Origin of the sequence: Clostridium tyrobutyricum DSM 2637 = ATCC 25755 = JCM 11008, from assembly GCF_000359585.1 — a bacterium.
GTDB classification, from domain to species: Bacteria; Bacillota; Clostridia; order Clostridiales; family Clostridiaceae; genus Clostridium_B; species Clostridium_B tyrobutyricum.
The window spans coordinates 19,344-36,367 of sequence record NZ_APMH01000022.1; the positions used below are offsets into that span (position 1 = coordinate 19,344).

General features: G+C 31.9%; 14 protein-coding genes. All 14 read left to right on the forward strand.

Going from position 1 to position 17,024, the window contains the following annotated elements; genetic code table 11:
* The first annotated feature begins 30 nt into the window (after positions 1–30).
* The 14 genes from carB (at position 31) to J418_RS0109985 (ending at position 16,992) form a co-directional block, all read left to right on the forward strand.
* Positions 31–3,237, forward strand: coding sequence for a carbamoyl-phosphate synthase large subunit (gene carB / locus J418_RS0109920; RefSeq protein ID WP_017895505.1), 3,207 nt, complete (start codon positions 31–33; stop codon positions 3,235–3,237).
* 68 nt (positions 3,238–3,305) lie between these two features.
* On the forward strand, positions 3,306–3,896 hold the full coding sequence (locus J418_RS0109925) for a hypothetical protein (RefSeq protein ID WP_017751025.1): 591 nt from the start codon (positions 3,306–3,308) through the stop codon (positions 3,894–3,896).
* Between the two features lie 75 nt (positions 3,897–3,971).
* The gene (locus J418_RS0109930; RefSeq protein WP_017895506.1) at positions 3,972–5,177 is read left to right on the forward strand and encodes a PucR family transcriptional regulator; all 1,206 of its coding nucleotides are present in this window, start codon (positions 3,972–3,974) and stop codon (positions 5,175–5,177) included.
* Between the two features lie 237 nt (positions 5,178–5,414).
* Positions 5,415–6,563, forward strand: coding sequence for an iron-containing alcohol dehydrogenase (locus tag J418_RS0109935; RefSeq protein WP_017751027.1), 1,149 nt, complete (start codon positions 5,415–5,417; stop codon positions 6,561–6,563).
* A gap of 15 nt (positions 6,564–6,578) precedes the next feature.
* Positions 6,579–7,943, forward strand: coding sequence for an aminotransferase class III-fold pyridoxal phosphate-dependent enzyme (locus J418_RS0109940; RefSeq protein WP_017751028.1), 1,365 nt, complete (start codon positions 6,579–6,581; stop codon positions 7,941–7,943).
* A 22-nt stretch (positions 7,944–7,965) separates the two neighbouring features.
* Positions 7,966–9,192, forward strand: a complete 1,227-nt coding sequence (locus J418_RS0109945; protein ID WP_017751029.1) for a Zn-dependent hydrolase — start codon at positions 7,966–7,968, stop codon at positions 9,190–9,192.
* Between the two features lie 86 nt (positions 9,193–9,278).
* Positions 9,279–10,763, forward strand: coding sequence for an NCS1 family nucleobase:cation symporter-1 (locus J418_RS0109950; protein ID WP_017751030.1), 1,485 nt, complete (start codon positions 9,279–9,281; stop codon positions 10,761–10,763).
* Positions 10,764–10,849: 86 nt separating this feature from the next.
* On the forward strand, positions 10,850–12,214 hold the full coding sequence (gene hydA, locus J418_RS0109955) for a dihydropyrimidinase (RefSeq protein ID WP_017895507.1): 1,365 nt from the start codon (positions 10,850–10,852) through the stop codon (positions 12,212–12,214).
* A 29-nt stretch (positions 12,215–12,243) separates the two neighbouring features.
* Positions 12,244–12,564 carry a hypothetical protein gene (locus tag J418_RS0109960; protein ID WP_017751032.1) on the forward strand — a complete coding sequence of 107 codons (321 nt, stop codon included), beginning with the start codon at positions 12,244–12,246 and terminating at the stop codon, positions 12,562–12,564.
* Positions 12,565–13,773, forward strand: a complete 1,209-nt coding sequence (preA, locus tag J418_RS0109965; protein ID WP_017751033.1) for an NAD-dependent dihydropyrimidine dehydrogenase subunit PreA — start codon at positions 12,565–12,567, stop codon at positions 13,771–13,773. It abuts the gene before it with no gap.
* A gap of 142 nt (positions 13,774–13,915) precedes the next feature.
* Positions 13,916–14,449, forward strand: coding sequence for a hypothetical protein (locus J418_RS0109970; RefSeq protein ID WP_017751034.1), 534 nt, complete (start codon positions 13,916–13,918; stop codon positions 14,447–14,449).
* 20 nt (positions 14,450–14,469) lie between these two features.
* On the forward strand, positions 14,470–15,303 hold the full coding sequence (locus J418_RS0109975; RefSeq protein ID WP_017895508.1) for a 5'-methylthioadenosine/S-adenosylhomocysteine nucleosidase family protein: 834 nt from the start codon (positions 14,470–14,472) through the stop codon (positions 15,301–15,303).
* Positions 15,269–16,279 carry an SPL family radical SAM protein gene (locus J418_RS0109980; protein ID WP_017751036.1) on the forward strand — a complete coding sequence of 337 codons (1,011 nt, stop codon included), beginning with the start codon at positions 15,269–15,271 and terminating at the stop codon, positions 16,277–16,279. Before J418_RS0109975 ends, J418_RS0109980 begins: the two co-directional genes overlap by 35 nt.
* Positions 16,280–16,296: 17 nt before the next feature.
* On the forward strand, positions 16,297–16,992 hold the full coding sequence (locus tag J418_RS0109985; protein ID WP_017751037.1) for an SDR family oxidoreductase: 696 nt from the start codon (positions 16,297–16,299) through the stop codon (positions 16,990–16,992).
* Positions 16,993–17,024 lie beyond the last annotated feature (32 nt).

A 17,024-nucleotide genomic window follows, 5' to 3' on the forward strand; every position in this document is an offset into this window, starting at 1 on the left:
TCATAAATAAGCTGAAAGGAGATAAATTAAATGCCATTAAATAAAAATATTAAAAAAGTACTAGTTATAGGATCTGGTCCAATAATAATTGGCCAGGCAGCAGAATTTGATTATTCAGGTACTCAAGCATGTGAGTCTTTAAGAGAAGAAGGAATAGAAGTTGTACTTATAAACAGCAATCCTGCAACAATAATGACCGATAGGGAAATAGCAGATAAAGTATATATAGAGCCATTGACAGTGGAGTTTGTAGAAAAAGTTATAAAAGAAGAGAGACCAGATAGTCTATTGGCTGGAATGGGCGGACAGACAGCATTAAATCTTACGGTGGAATTGCATGAAAAAAAGATACTTCAAAAATACAATGTAAATATAATAGGAACTTCAATAGAGGCTATAGAAAAAGGCGAGGATAGAGAATTATTCAGGGATACTATGCAAAAGATAGGTCAGCCTGTAGTGGACAGTGCCATAATAACTGATATGGAAAGTGGCAGGAAATTTGCAAAGAAAATAGGTTATCCTGTTATAGTAAGGCCTGCTTATACTCTTGGAGGAACAGGCGGCGGAATAGCTAATGATGAATATGAATTGAATACTATACTGGAATCGGGATTGGAACTGAGTTCAATTCACCAAGTACTTCTTGAAAGAAGTATAAAAGGATGGAAAGAAATAGAATATGAAGTTATGAGGGACAGCTTTGGAAATTGTATAACAGTATGTAATATGGAAAATATAGATCCTGTAGGAATCCATACAGGGGATAGTATAGTTACAGCTCCAAGTCAGACTTTGTCTGATAAAGAATACCAGATGCTTAGAAGTGCATCTATAGATATAATAAATGAAGTTGGTATTGAAGGTGGATGTAACGTACAGTTGGCACTAAACCCCAATTCCTTTGAGTATGCAGTTATTGAAATAAATCCCAGGGTAAGCCGTTCATCTGCATTAGCATCAAAAGCTACAGGATATCCTATTGCTAAGGTTGCTGCAAAAATAGCTTTAGGATATGGACTGGATGAGATAGAAAATGCAGTTACAAAAAAAACATTTGCATGTTTTGAACCGTCATTGGACTATGTAGTAGTAAAAATTCCAAAGTGGCCTTTTGATAAATTCCAGAATGCAGATAGGGAACTTGGAACAAAGATGATGGCTACAGGTGAGATTATGGCAATAGGAAGCAATTTTGAAGCTGCACTTTTAAAGGGTATAAGATCTCTTGAAATAGGTGCCTATTCACTGGACTATGAAAAATTTAAAAATTCTAGTCTTGAAGATTTAAAAAATATAATTATATATGCTGATGATGAGAGAATATTTGCATTGGCAGAAATGTTGAGACGAGGCTATAGGGTAGAAAAATTATCGGAGATTACAGGAATTGATAAATTCTTTATATATAAGCTAAAGTGGATAATAGACCAGGAGGAAAAATTAAAAAACAGTACTATAGATGATCTTGATAAAGATTGGTTAAGAATGCTTAAGAAAAAAGGATTTTCAGACAAAGGAATGGCTGATATGCTGAAAATATCACCAGATGAAATATATAAGCTTAGGATCATATGGAATATAAGACCAGCTTATAAAATGGTAGATACTTGCGGTGGAGAATTTGAAGCACTTTCACCATATTATTATTCTACTTACGAAGAACATGATGAAGTTAATGTATCAGAAAATAAAAAAGTAGTCGTAATAGGTTCTGGACCTATAAGAATAGGCCAGGGAATAGAATTTGACTATGCATCTGTACATTGTATAAAAATACTTAGAAAACTTGGAATAGAGACTATAATAGTAAATAATAACCCCGAAACGGTAAGTACGGATTTTGATATTTCAGATAAATTGTATTTTGAGCCTATAACTGAAGAAGAAGTTCTAAATATAATAGACAAGGAAAAGCCTTATGGGGTAATCCTTCAATTTGGAGGAGAGACTGCAATTAAGCTGGCGGAGTTTTTAAAGGAGAAAAACATAGTTACGCTTGGTACTACAGCAGATCAAATAGATATGGCGGAAGATAGGGAAAAATTTGATGATTTGCTTGAAAGATTGGATATATCAAGACCTAAAGGAAAGGGTATCTGGTCTATCGAAGATGGTTTGAAGGAAGCCAAAAGAGTTGGATTTCCAGTGCTTGTAAGACCTTCATATGTACTTGGTGGTCAGGGTATGGAGATAACTTATAATGAAGATGAATTGACATATTATTTATCAAAGGCCTTTGTAAAAGATAAAAAGAATCCTATATTGATAGATAAATATTTGATGGGAAGAGAAATAGAAGTAGATGCAATATGTGATGGAGAAGATGTATTAATACCAGGCATCATGGAACATTTAGAAAGGGCAGGTGTACATTCAGGTGATAGTATAACTATGTATCCAACTCAGAATGTTGATGATGATATGAAGTCAAGAATACTGGATTATACTAAAAAGTTGGCACTTGGCATAGGAATCCATGGAATGATAAATATACAGTTTATAGAATATAGAGGTGAATTGTATGTAATAGAAGTCAATCCTAGAGCCTCAAGGACAGTTCCTTATATAAGTAAAGTGAGTAATGTTCCTATTGTAGATATAGCAACCAAGGTAATGCTGGGACAAAAACTTAAGGAAATAGGATATGGCGTTGGAATTTCAAAAGAGCCTGATATAGTGGCAGTAAAAGTACCTGTATTTTCAACCCAAAAGCTTCCAAATGTCGAAGTTTCACTGGGACCTGAAATGAGGTCTACAGGAGAAGTCCTAGGAGTTGGAAAAACACTTACGGAAGCACTTTACAAAGGATTTGTAGCATCCAAAATGTTTTCTTACAATAAAATAGATACTATACTTGCAACTATAAGTGACCATGACAAGGAAGAGTTTTTACCCATAGCTAAAGAAATAAATAAGTTGGGTATAAAATTTGCCGCAACTAAAAATACTTCAAAGCTATTGATGGATAATGGAATAGAAGTTAAAGAAGTGAGAAAGGTCAATGAGGAAAGACCTAATATTATAGATATAATAAAAAATGAAGAAGTAGATTTGGTAGTGAATACTCCAACAAAGGGAAATGACTCCACAAGAGATGGATTCCATATAAGAAGAGCTGCAATTGAGAGAAATATAGAGGTTATAACTTCATTGGATACATTTAAAGCAATGGCTTATGTAAAATCCAAAAATATAAATATCGATACTTTAGACATATTTTCAGAATATAAATAGAATCAGAAGTAAATTAAATTGTACATTCTTCATACAATATAGTAACAGCAATTATGAAAGGTGAATTTATGAGTAATAAAAAGTGCGGTTACTATATTCAACTTGATGATATAGCTGAAAAGTTTTTAAGAATTGGGCAATTTCTAGGGGAAGGACACAATGGTATAGTATATTTGCTTCCGGATGATAAAGTTATAAAGATTTTTAAAGATAAAAAAGTGTGTGAAAGTGAGTTTAATATATTAAAAAAAACTACTAAAAGCAAACACTTTCCACAGATTTACTATCACGGATCCAACTATATTGTTAGAAGCTATGCGAGAGGTGTGAGACTTGATTATTATATTAAGGAAAATGGACTTGATTACAATGCTGCATATAGTATTATTGAGCTCTTAAAAGAATTTAAAAAACTTGGGTTTACAAAATTGGACATAAGATGCAAAGATTTGTACTTAGATGAAAACTTCTATTTAAATGTCATTGATCCAAAAAATAATTATTCCAAACATTGTATCTATCCCAGACATTTGATGAAGGGATTGAATAAACTTGGAGTACTTGGAGATTTTTTAGATGCAGTTAATAGTGAATACACCGAAGTTTATGATGATTGGAGTTTTAGAATAAAAAGGTATTTAAAAAGAGGAATAAAATAGTGTTTATTATTATGGTATTATATTTAAATAGATATAATACCATTTTTTTATACTAAATATACTGGAGATGAAAATATGTTTGTTACTTGTAAAAGTATGTTAAATTTGCCTGGCCTTGAAGAAATGAAGATAGTAGCTGGAAAAAACGGTTTAAATAGACCTATTAGCTGGGTTCATGTAGTTGAACTTACGGATGTTGCCAAATGGGTAAAGGGTGGGGAACTTTTGTTTACTACTGGAGTAGCTATCGGAAATAATACAGAAATACTATTAAAATTTGTAAAAGATATTAATATGAGAAAATTATCAGGGCTTGTTATTAATGTAGGACCCTATATTAAAGAAACTCCAAAGAAAGTTATAGAATTTGCAAATAGTGTTGATTTTCCAATATTTGAGCTGCCATTTCAAGTTAGATTAATAGATGTAACACAAAATATATGCAGAAATATATTCACTCAAAAATTAGAAAAACAATCCATGAACAATTTTATGAAGGAAATAATATTTGAAGATATAAAAATTACTGAAGAAGTATTAAATAGAGCAAATTTGTATGGATATAATCCAAATAAATTTTATTGTGCCATGGTAGTAGATATTGATGGTTTTATAGATACGTCAAAAGGAGATATAATCTCCAATATAAACAATAATATACAAGAAATTGTGGATATGGTAATGCATAAAAACAATAAGAAATATCTCTATGCCATCCAAAGTGATACGTTTTTTTTCATGGTACCTTTAGATGATATGAGTGATATTGAAGATCATATAAAATATATAGCTGAATCTGTAAAAAAAGAAATTATTACAAATATAAAGCCTATAACTGTAAGTATAGGAACAGGTGGAATTTGCAATGATTTAAGAAATTTTAATAAAGTTATTTTGGAAGCAAGAAAGGCATTGAAAACAGCAAAAATATATAAAAAAACTAACTGTATAGTAAATTACAAGGAGATTGGTATATTTAGATTATTCCTTGATATGAATAATCATGTAGAAATGGAGAATATATTTTATGAAAATTTGGGAAAATTAAAAAGTTATGATGAGAAAAATTCTTCTGATTTAATGGAAACTTTAATTACATATTTAAAACAAAATAGAAATCTTGGAAATACGGCTGAAAAATTATATATTCACAGGAACACTATAAAATATAGAATTAAAAGGATTGAAGAAATACTAGGCTGTGATCTAAAAGATGAAAATACTGTTTTTGACATCAAGTTATCCATAAAGATTGGAATATTTTTAAATTCAATACATTGAATTTTCATTTTATTTTTAAAATGCTAAAAATAAAATGAAAATATTAAAAATAATACAATTTTTATACATAAAAATTAACAAAAACATAACCATGTACAAAAGGTATTAAATATATTTGTACATGATGGACATATGATTTTATTTTAAAATATGATAAATTATATACATATTAATTGATGATTTACTAAATAAACAATAAATTAATTAACAAATCAGATGTAAGGCAGGGCGATATTTATGAATTATTCCATATTTCAATCTCCTAGGGATATACTCTATGGACAAGATACAGTAAATTTGGTAGGTGAAAAGGCTATAAAATTTGGAAAGAAAGTTATGATAATTACAGGAAAACATTCTTCTAAAAAAACTGGAGCATTGGACAAGGTTCTTGACAGTTTGAAGAAAAATAATCTGGATTTTGTAGTTTTTAATGATATTGAATCAGACCCGAGTGCAAACACAGTAAGAAAAGGAGTGGAAGTAGCCGGAGAAAATGGTATAGATATAATAGTAGCTTTAGGAGGAGGAAGTGCATTGGATGCTTCCAAAGCTATAAGCATGGTGGCTTCTAATGGAGGAGATATTGTAGATTATGAAGATAATATTCCTCATAAAGAGGGAATCCCGATAATAGCAGTTCCCACTACTGCAGGTACAGGCAGTGAAGTAAGTAAATTTTCTATAATAACGGATACTGATAGAAAAATAAAAATGTTGATTGCAAATGATTTATTGATACCTAAAGTAGCAATTTTAGATCCGAAACTTACTTTAATGATGCCTCCTAGTGTTACAGCTGCCACTGGTATGGATGCCTTTACTCACGCTATTGAAGCATATATATCAAAAGCTTCCCAGAGGACTTCCGATTTATATGCTATAAAAGCTATAGAACTTATAAGCAGAAATTTGGCGAAAGCAGTATTAAAGGGAGATGATTTAGAAGCCAGAGAAAATATGATGGTTGGGCAAATGTATGCAGGATTAGCTTTTACCAATTCTTCTACAGCACTAGTTCATTCTATGTCAAGGCCTCTTGGTGCGTATTATGGAGTCCCTCATGGACTTGCTAATGCATTGCTTCTTCCAGAAGTTATGAAGTTTAACAGAGCTGCTTGTGCAGATAGATTTAAGGCGATTGCAGCAGCTATGGGAGAAAATATACATGGAAAATCCACAAGAGAAATTAGTTATATGACTATAGATACTATAAAGAATGTATTTTTGGAAACTGGATTACCAACTAAGCTAAAAGAGGTTGGAGTTGATGAAAGTAATTTTGAAAACATGGCTGAAGATGCCATAAAGAGCAGGACTACTTTACTTAATCCAAGAAAGCCAACGGTAGAGCAGCTTATAGAAATATATAAAACCATATATTAAACAGGGGGAATCAAAATGGAAACTTTAAAAAATGATGAATTGGATTTGACAGCTGATACTATAAAGAAATATGATAGAAAATATAACTTGCATTCATGGAGTGCACAGAAAAAAATAGATCCACTTGTTATTACAAAAGCTGAAGGAATTTATTTTTGGGACAGTACAGGAAAAAAATATTTTGACATGTCATCTCAGTTGGTTAATTTAAATATAGGGCATGGAAACAGGAAAGTAATAGAGGCTATAAAGGAACAGGCAGATAAAATGCCATTTATGGGTCCTGGATATGCAGTTGATGTAAGAGCAAAACTTGCTGAAAGGGTAATAGAAAAAGCTCCGGACAATATGGATAAAGTATTTTTTACTTTGGGTGGTGCAGATGCCAATGAAAATGCTATAAAAATAGCTAAAATGTATACAGGCAAATTTAAAATATTTTCACGATATAGATCTTATCATGGTGCGAGTTTTGGTGCCGCAAATTTAAGTGGTGAGCCAAGAAGATACACATGTGAGCCTGGAATTCCTGGATTTGTAAAATTTTTCGACCCATATATTTACAGGGAAAAAATAAAATTTGAAAGTGAAGAAAAGGCAACAGAATTTTATCTTGGAAAGTTGGAAGAACAGCTTATATATGAAGGTACTGATAAAGTGGCAGCTGTGTTTATAGAAACTATAACTGGAAGTAATGGAGTAATTATTCCACCAAAAGGATATTTACAGGGAATAAGAAGATTATGTGACAAATATGGAATACTCATGATATGTGATGAAGTCATGGCTGGTTGGGGAAGAACAGGAGAATGGTTTGCCTGCAACAACTGGAATGTAAAACCTGATATAATTACCTTTGCAAAAGGAATTACTTGTGGATATGTGCCACTTGGAGGTGTTTTGGTAGATAAAAAAATAGCAGAATATTTTGACGATAATGTACTTATGTGTGGACTTACTTATAATGCACATCCTTTAGCCTGTGCTGCAGGTTGTGCAACATTGGAAGTTTATGAAGAAGAAAAATTAATAGAAAATTCAAGAAATATGGGAGCTATTTTAGGTGAAAAGCTTGAAGAGTTAAAGGAAAAGCATTCTAGTGTAGGAGATGTAAGATATATAGGCCTATTCTCAGCAGTAGAACTTGTTAAGGATAAAAATACTAGAGAAGCACTAGTACCTTATGGAAAAGATCCAGAAGGAAGGATGACAAAAATTATTGGAATGCTTAAAGAAAAAGGATTTTCAACATATTCTCATGAAAATTCTATAATGATAGCTCCACCTCTTATCATAAATAAGGAAGAACTGGAAGAGGCTTTGGATATTTTAGATGATGTAATGGATTCTGTTGATGAATATGTAGAAAAATTAAAATAAAAATATGAGAAGGTGTATTAAAATGAAAAATATAAATTGTGATAAAGATAGAATGAAAGATAAAATAGTTACATTTAGTAAATTTGGTGATACAGGAAGAGGTGGAATAACAAGACTTGCATTATCAGAAGCCGACCTTAAAGCAAGATCAGAATTTACAAAGAGAATGAAAGCACTAGGGGCGGAAATTATAACAGATGATATGGGAAATATGTATGCTACTTTCAAAGGAGCAGAGGATCTTCCACATATTGCGATGGGTTCACATTGTGATTCTGTAGTGCAAGGTGGAAATTATGATGGTATTTTAGGAGTAATGACAGCTATGGAAGCAGCTGAAACTATTGTCACAGAAAATATACCTCACCGTCATCCAATTACAGTCATGATCTGGACTAATGAAGAAGGAGCACGTTTTGATCCTGCAATGATGTCATCTGGTGTTATTACGGGTAAATTTGACAAGGAAAAGATGCTGGCATCAAAAGATGTAGAAGGTGTGACTTTTGGTGAAGCTTTGGATGCAAGTGGTTACAAGGGCGATGAAAGTAACAGGATAAATCCTAAGGATTATATGGCTCTTTTGGAACTTCACATTGAACAGGGGCCAGTTCTTGAATCCAAAAAAATGGATATAGGTGTTGTAGAAGGCGTTGTTGGAATGGTAAATTATGAATTCGAATTTATAGGACAGGCTGGACACGCAGGAACTGTTCCACAGAAGATGAGAAAGGATGCTCTTTTAGCAGCTTCTGAAGCCATTCAATATCTTCACAGAGAACTTGATAAGCTTGATGATAAGCTTGTATATACTACTGGTAGAATTAATTGTTCACCAAATGTACATACGATTATACCAGATGATGTTAAATTTACTTTGGATGCAAGACATCAGGATCCCAAAGTAATACAACAGGTAGTTGAAATTATCAGGAACATTCCTTCTGAGCTTGCAAAATGTAAAGTTAGCTATAGAGAATTATGGTCACGTAAAACCATCAGCTTCAACAAAGAACTGGTAGATTTAGTTGAAAAAAATGCAAATGAATATGGATATTCAAATATGAGAATGTATAGTGGGCCAGGACATGATGCTCAATTTGCAGCTGACATGCTCCCTGTAACTATGATATTTGTTCCAAGTATCGGAGGAAATAGTCATTGTGAAATAGAGAAAACTCCTGTTGATAATTGTTTAAAGGGAGCTAATGTACTTCTCAGAACTATATTGGACATTGATAAAAAATAACAATGCAAGCAAGAGGGTTATATCCATAGCTTTATATAAAATATAAAACTATGGATTATATTAAATAAAAGGAAGAAGGGATTATTATGGAACAAGCTGTAGATAAAAAAGTTCATGAACTGGATATGGAAGACAATTCAATAATAAAAGAAAGCAAGCTTTATAATGATGATATTGCTCCAGTAGCAGTCAAAGATAGGACTTGGAATACCTATAATTTCACAGCTCTCTGGGTAGGTATGGCACATTGTATACCTACATATATGATGGCAGGAAGCTTAATAGCTCTTGGCATGAACTGGAAACAGGCATTATTTACTATTACTATCGGTAATCTTATAGTTTTGATACCAATACTTTTAAACGCACATCCTGGTACTAAGTACGGAATTAATTTTCCAGTGTTTTCAAGAGCATCTTTTGGAGTATTTGGTGCGAACATACCTGCAATACTTAGGGCGGTTGTAGCATGTGGATGGTTTGGTATAAATACCTATATTGGGGGAAGTGCACTTAATGTATTGCTTTCAGCCATAATACCGGGATGGAAGACCCTCGGGGGAAGTTTTCAAATAGCTGGTTTGAGTTTGTCGGCAGGAATTACATTTATGATATTCTGGGCTCTTGAAATGTTTGTTATATTCAAGGGAATGGAACAGCTTAAAAAATTTGAGAACTGGGCAGCTCCACTGGTATTGGTTCTTGCCCTAGTTTTAATGATTTGGGCAATTTCATCTGCACATGGTTTTGGCCCTCTTTTAAGTGAAGGTGGAAAATTGAAAACTATGGGAAGTTTTATGAAAGTATTTCCAGCGTCGCTTACAAGTATGATAGGATTTTGGGCAACTCTTTCATTGAATATACCGGATTTTACGAGATATGCAAAGGGGCAGAAAGAACAAGTTATAGGTCAGGCTATAGGTCTTCCAGTAACTATGACAATATTCTCTGCTATGGGAATAATAATAACTTCTGCTACCGCTGTAATATATGGTCAAAGTATGTGGGATCCAGTGCAGATAATATCTAAATTCACTAATCCTATAGTAATATTTATTGGATTCTTCGGTATAGTAGTAGCATCCTTGTCTGTTAATATAGCTGCCAATATTGTATCACCTGCAAATGACTTTTCAAATGTGGCTCCAAAATATATAAGTTTCAAAATGGGTGGACTTATTACAGGAATAATAGGAATACTTATAATGCCATGGAAGCTGCTTGCAGATCCAAGTGGATATATATATTCATGGCTTGACACATATTCTGGAATTTTAGGACCGGTGGCTGCAATAATTATATGTGACTACTGGATTGTAAAGAGAAAAAAATTGAACTTGAAGGATTTATATATGACTAAAGGAGATTATACTTATTCTAAAGGATTTAATCCAAAGGCAATTATTGCACTGGCAATAGGAATTTTTGCAGCATTAATAGGAAAGATTGTACCCGGATTAAGTGGATTGTTCAGTTATGCATGGTTTGTAGGATTTGGTGTATCTTTTGTAGTATATTATGTATTAAATATATCTTCTGTAAAGAGTAAGAATATGGATGAAGCTGTTTAAAGCTAATATGAAAATTAATTTATCAAGTAAAAGATTTTTGGTATTTACTGAAAATCTTTTACACATTATTTTAAGAGGTGATAATTTTGGATGTAATTATAAAAAATGGTATTATAATAACAGCATTGGAAACTTATAAAGCAGATATAGGAATAAAAAATGGGAAAATTGTAACAATAGCATCTAAGTTGGATGATAGTAGTGCAGAGATAATTGATGCATCAGGAAAATATGTACTCCCAGGTGCTATAGATGGACACACTCATCTTCAAATGCCTTTTGGTGGTACAGTATCTTCCGATAGCTATGAGGCAGGTACGAGGGCTGCAGCTTGTGGAGGAACAACTACAGTTTTTGATTTTGCTATTCAACAAAAAGGACATGGTTTAATACAGACAGCCAAGGAGAGAGATGCTCTTTGTGCACCACAGGCATGTGTAGACTATGCATTTCATGTAGTTATAACTGATTTAAGACCTGAAATTTTAGATGAATTCCAGGATTCTGTAAATTTTGGTGTTCCGAGTTTTAAAGTATTCATGGTATATAAAAAAGAGGGATTAATGGCCGATGACGGTATGCTTTACAGTGTATTGAAAAAATCAAAAGAAGTAGGGGCTATATTGGCAGTTCATGCAGAAAATCCTGATTTAATAGATATAAGAACTGAAAAATTCTTAAAAGAAGGCAAGACATCTGCATGGTATCATTATTTATCAAGACCTGAATTTGTAGAAGCTGAAGCGGACAAGAGGGCAATACATTGGGCCAAACAACTTGATGCACCACTTTATATAGTTCATCTTGCGAATAAAGAGGGAATGGAAGAAGTTAAAAAAGCGAGAGATGAGGGATATGAAATATATGCAGAAACATGTCCACAATATTTATATTTTACAAATGAAGTATTTAAAAGAGAGGATGGAAGAAATTTTGTATGTTCTCCACCTATGAAAGGACAAGAAAGTCAGGATGCACTTTGGAAAGGAATAAAAACTGGTGATATTGCTACAATTGCCACAGATCATTGCCCATTTCAAAGTTATGAAAAAGATTGGGGCAAGGATGATTTCACCAAAATACCAAATGGCTGTGCCGGTATAGAAAATATGTATCCTTATATGCTTAGCGAGGCTAATAAGGGAAGATTATCATTTAATAAAGTAGTTGAAATTTGTTCTACAAATCCAGCAAAGATATATGGGTGTGCACCTCAAAAAGGAAGTATTACAATAGGTGGAGATGCTGATATTGTAATATATGATCCAACAAAGGAATTTACTATATCCCAGAACAATATGCACTCCGATTCAGATCATACTATATGGGAAGGTGTAAAACTAAAAGGATATCCTTTTATGACATTTTCAAGAGGAAAATTGGTTTATAAAGATGGCGAATTTTTAGGAAAACCTGGCTGGGGAAAATTTTTAAGAAGAAAAAGAAAATAAATCACAAATCAAAAAGGGAGGAGTTATGTATGAAAAATCATAAAAAATTCAATGAGCTTATAGAAGAGTCATCACGATGTCTTTTGTGTTATGATCCCCCCTGCAGTAAGGCATGTCCAGTTGGAAAGGAGCCAGCGGCTATAATTATGTCCTTGAGATTTAAAAATTATGAAGGTGCTTCTTATAAAGCTATTGAATATTTAAAAAAGGCAGGACAATGTGGCAAAGCTTGTAACAACAAAATGTATTGTCAGAGAAATTGTATAAGGGGTAAAATAGACAGATCCATAAAAATAAAGATTGTACAAGAATCATTATACAAAGGGAATGTATATGAGGAGGTGAAATAGATGAAAGATCTCTCTATAAAATTTTGTGGTGTAAAATGTGAAAATCCATTTTTCCTGTCATCATCTGTAGTTGGAAGCAACTATGAGATGTGTGCTAAAGCTTTTGAAATGGGCTGGGCTGGTATAGTATTTAAAACTATAGGATTTTATGTACCGGAAGAAGTATCTCCTAGATTTGATATCATTGGTAAGGAAAGTACTCCTTTTATCGGCTTTAAAAACATGGAACAGATTTCAGATCATCCATTGGAAGAAAATTTAAAATACATGAAAGCGCTTAAAGAGAGCTATCCGGATAAAGTTTTAGTAGCATCTATTATGGGTAGAACGGAAGAAGAATGGACTGAACTTGCAAAATTAGTTACAGAAATAGGATCTGATATAATCGAATGTAATTTTTCATGTCCTCAAATGGCTGAAAATTCTATGGGATCTGATGTAGGACAAAATCCTGAATTAGTAGAAAAGTACTGCAGTGCAGTAAGACGCGGAACATCACTTCCGATACTTGCCAAAATGACACCAAATATTTCTGATATGGTAATTCCTGCAGTGGCTTCAGTGAAAGGTGGAGCAGATGCTATAGCTGCAATTAATACTATAAAAAGTATAACAAGAGTGGATTTGAATAATTTCACTCCATATCCAATAATAGATGGAAAATCATCTGTATCTGGATATTCTGGAAAAGCTGTAAAACCAATAGCTCTTAGATTTATACATGATCTTGCTAAGAGCAATAAATTGAATGGAATTCCTATAAGCGGCATGGGTGGAATAGAAAACTGGGAAGATGCAGTGGAATTTATGCTTCTTGGATGTTCCAATATTCAGATTACTACGGCTGTTATGCAGTATGGATATAGGATAATAAATGATTTAATTGATGGATTAAGTTTGTATATGGAGAAAAAAGGATTTGATAAATTAGAGGATTTGGTAGGTATAGCACTTGACAATATAGTTCCGGCAGAAGCACTTGATAGAAGTTATATAATATATCCGAAGTTTAAAAATGAAGATTGTGTAGGCTGTGGAAGATGTTACATATCCTGTTATGATGGTGGTCATCAGGCCATAAAATGGGATTATGAAAGCAGAAAACCCCAGCTTATTGAAGATAAATGTGTTGGATGTCATCTATGTGCAAATGTTTGCCCGGTGGCTGATATAACAATTGGAAACAAGAAATACAAGGTTACCCTATAATTTTAAGAAATTGCGCAATTTAAAATTTATATTTTAGATTGTGCAATTTTTATTTTATTAAAAATATAAAGTGTAGATGTATTCAAATTAATTTTAATGTATAATTATGTGAGATATTAAATTATATTGGAAGTGAATTAATTTGAAAAAAAGAGTATTGACTATTATATTTTTTACAGCGTTTGTAATTTCTGCATACAGCGGATATAATATTAATAAATTTTATAAATATAAGAATAATAAAATAGAAAAAAATATTGAACACTCAAAAATACAAAATAATAATGAAAAAGGATATTTTTATGTTTTTACTTCAAAAAGTGAGATATCCAAATTAATAGGAATTGAAAACAAGTTCGGTTTTGTAGATAAAAATTTTTATGCCGATAGTTTTATAAATACTGACTGGTATTTTTGGGGAAATGAAGACAGTATAATAAATAAGCCTCTTAAAATTATAGCAGTAAATGATGAAGGGGAATCCATGCAGGTATCCAGAATAGATAAAATTTCTGAAGACGGAAATATATCTACTGCAAAGCAAAATTTAAATATAAGGATTCCAAAGCAGGGAGTCTGGCATTTAAATATTTATATAGATAATAAGTTATTTGGAAAAACTACAATAAATGTAAGAAAACCTGTATCTGATTTTACAGAACCATTACAATTGTAGGTGAAAGAGGTGAAATAAAAATGATTCTTTTAGCAACAGCATTATATTGTGAAGCAAAACCGTTTATAGATGTTTTTTCCCTTAAAAAAGACAGTTCTATAAACAAGTTTCAAGTATTTAAAAATGATGACATAATTCTTGTGGTTACAGGGACTGGATGTATAAATATGGCATGTGCATGTACTTATTTAATAAGTGCATTTGAAGTAAGTAAATATGATACTTTTATAAACATTGGGATTTGCGGTAGTTTGGATGAAAATATAAGTATTGGAACAACTATATTATGTAATAAAATTATAAACAACAGCAGTAAAAGGGAGTTTTATCCAGATATGATAATCAAGCATCCATTTAAAGAGGGAAGCATAGAGAGTTTTAGTAAAATAGTAGAAAAAGCTGATAGTAAATACATACAAGGTGATATTGTAGATATGGAAGCAGCAGGCTTTTTTGAAGCTGTATCAATATTCATGCCTCCGCATAGGATTTTTACTTTAAAGATTGTATCTGACCATTTGGATAGTAAAAATTTAAACAGGAATGATGTAGAAAAATTAATTCAACAAAATTCACACAATATAGTTCGATGGATTCTTGACATAAAAGATAACAGCATAAAGCCAAAAGGAATTCTTTCTGAAAAGGATATGGATTATATAAATGAGATAGTGGACAATTTAAAATTATCTGCTTATATGCAAAATAAGTTGAAAAAACTTTCAGGGATATATAAATTGAGAAATGATAATCTGACTTTGGCCCTGGAGCCTTTTACGCAAATCTATTGCAAGTCGAAACATGAGGGGAAGATGTATTTTGAAGGACTTGTCAAACAACTTGAATTTTTCTAGCTTTTCTCATATTTATGTAGAGAATGAAGCACTGAAAAATAAAAATACACAAGATATATTATCTCATTTTAAAAAGTCAAATATAATAAAAATAAGTCATTATAAAGATGTATTTTTTAGGAAAAATCAGGACTTTGCAGTTCAGAAACATAGTCCCAAATTGATACTTGCAGTAAAACATGGAAATTTTATCTATGACGGTGCACAAGTATGTGAGGATTTTGGAAATAAGTATTTTTATTATACGTCTTCCATAATGAATTGTATTTATAATTGTGAATATTGCTATTTACAGGGAGTGTATACATCGGCAAATATAGTTATATTCGTAAATTTAGATGATGTATTTCATGAAGTAGAATCTCTTTTAGAAAAACATCCAGTATATTTGTGTATATCTTATGATACGGATATACTGGCATTTGAGCATATAACAGGCTTCACCAAAAGATGGATAGAATTTGCTGGCATTCATAAAAATTTGAAGATAGAAATAAGGACCAAGAGTGCCAATTTTAAGTGCATAGAAAAATTGGAGCCCTTTTCAAATGTAATACTTGCATGGACACTTTCTCCAGAAGAAATATCAAAAACATATGAGATTGGTGCTCCAGGATTTAATTCAAGATTGGAAAGTATTAAAAGTGCGGTATCAAGTGGTTGGAATTTAAGGATATGTTTTGATCCAATTTTATATTTGAAAAATTGGGCAATATATTATAAAGATTGTATAGACAGGACTTTTGAGGCTGTTCCTTCTGAAAAGATTCAAGATATAAGCATAGGTGTATTTAGAATTTCCAAAGATTATCTAAAGAGAATGAAAAAAGTAAATCCATACTCAATAGTACTGTCATATCCCTTTAAAGTGCAAAATGGAGTATGTACTTATGCTGATATACATCATAAAACAATGATAGATTTTGTGTATAACCTACTCAGCAAATATGTTGAAAAAGAAAAGATTTTTATATAGTAAAGAGGGGTAACTTTGTGAAAACTGCAATTATAACAGGAGCATCTTCAGGAATAGGTGCTGAAATTTCAAAAAAACTTATAAGTATGAATTACAAGGTATATGGTTTGGGAAGAGATTTTTCAAAGTCTAAAATATACAGTAAAGATTTTATAGAAAAAATTTGTGATATAACAGATACAAATAAATTATGTAAAACTATAGAAGAAATAAAAGGTGACAATGAAATAAGTTTACTTGTAAATAATGCTGGAGTAGGATATTTTGGACCTCATGAAGAATTGAACCCTAAAAAAATTCATGAGATGGTATCAACAAATTTAGAAGTACCACTTATATTATCAAATATACTTTTAAGGAACCTAAAAAAGAATAAAGGTACAATAATAAATATATCTTCTGTAACTGCAAGGGAAGTAAGTACTTATGGGTGTGCCTATTCAGCTACAAAATCAGGTCTGAGCCATTTTTCAGAAAGTCTTTTTGCAGAAGTTAGAAAAACAGGAGTTAAGGTTGTATCAATTCATCCTGATATGACAAAAAGTAATTTTTACAGAAATGCAAATTTTAGAGAAGACAATAGCCAGAAGGAATTTTATATAAATTGTGAAACTATAGCAAATATAGTTCAAAGTATACTAACCCAGGATTATGGTGTAGTTATAACTGATATTACTTTGAAGCCACAAAAACATAGAATAAAAAGAAAATGATTAATAGACCAGCTAGTAAAAGTCAATAGAAA

Coding starts and splice junctions, on each gene's coding strand:
- carB (WP_017895505.1), top strand. CDS start 31: ATGCCATTAAATAAAAATATTAAAAAAGTACTAGTTATAGGATCTGGT.
- J418_RS0109925 (WP_017751025.1), top strand. CDS start 3,306: ATGAGTAATAAAAAGTGCGGTTACTATATTCAACTTGATGATATAGCT.
- J418_RS0109930 (WP_017895506.1), top strand. CDS start 3,972: ATGTTTGTTACTTGTAAAAGTATGTTAAATTTGCCTGGCCTTGAAGAA.
- J418_RS0109935 (WP_017751027.1), top strand. CDS start 5,415: ATGAATTATTCCATATTTCAATCTCCTAGGGATATACTCTATGGACAA.
- J418_RS0109940 (WP_017751028.1), top strand. CDS start 6,579: ATGGAAACTTTAAAAAATGATGAATTGGATTTGACAGCTGATACTATA.
- J418_RS0109945 (WP_017751029.1), top strand. CDS start 7,966: ATGAAAAATATAAATTGTGATAAAGATAGAATGAAAGATAAAATAGTT.
- J418_RS0109950 (WP_017751030.1), top strand. CDS start 9,279: ATGGAACAAGCTGTAGATAAAAAAGTTCATGAACTGGATATGGAAGAC.
- J418_RS0109960 (WP_017751032.1), top strand. CDS start 12,244: ATGAAAAATCATAAAAAATTCAATGAGCTTATAGAAGAGTCATCACGA.
- preA (WP_017751033.1), top strand. CDS start 12,565: ATGAAAGATCTCTCTATAAAATTTTGTGGTGTAAAATGTGAAAATCCA.
- J418_RS0109975 (WP_017895508.1), top strand. CDS start 14,470: ATGATTCTTTTAGCAACAGCATTATATTGTGAAGCAAAACCGTTTATA.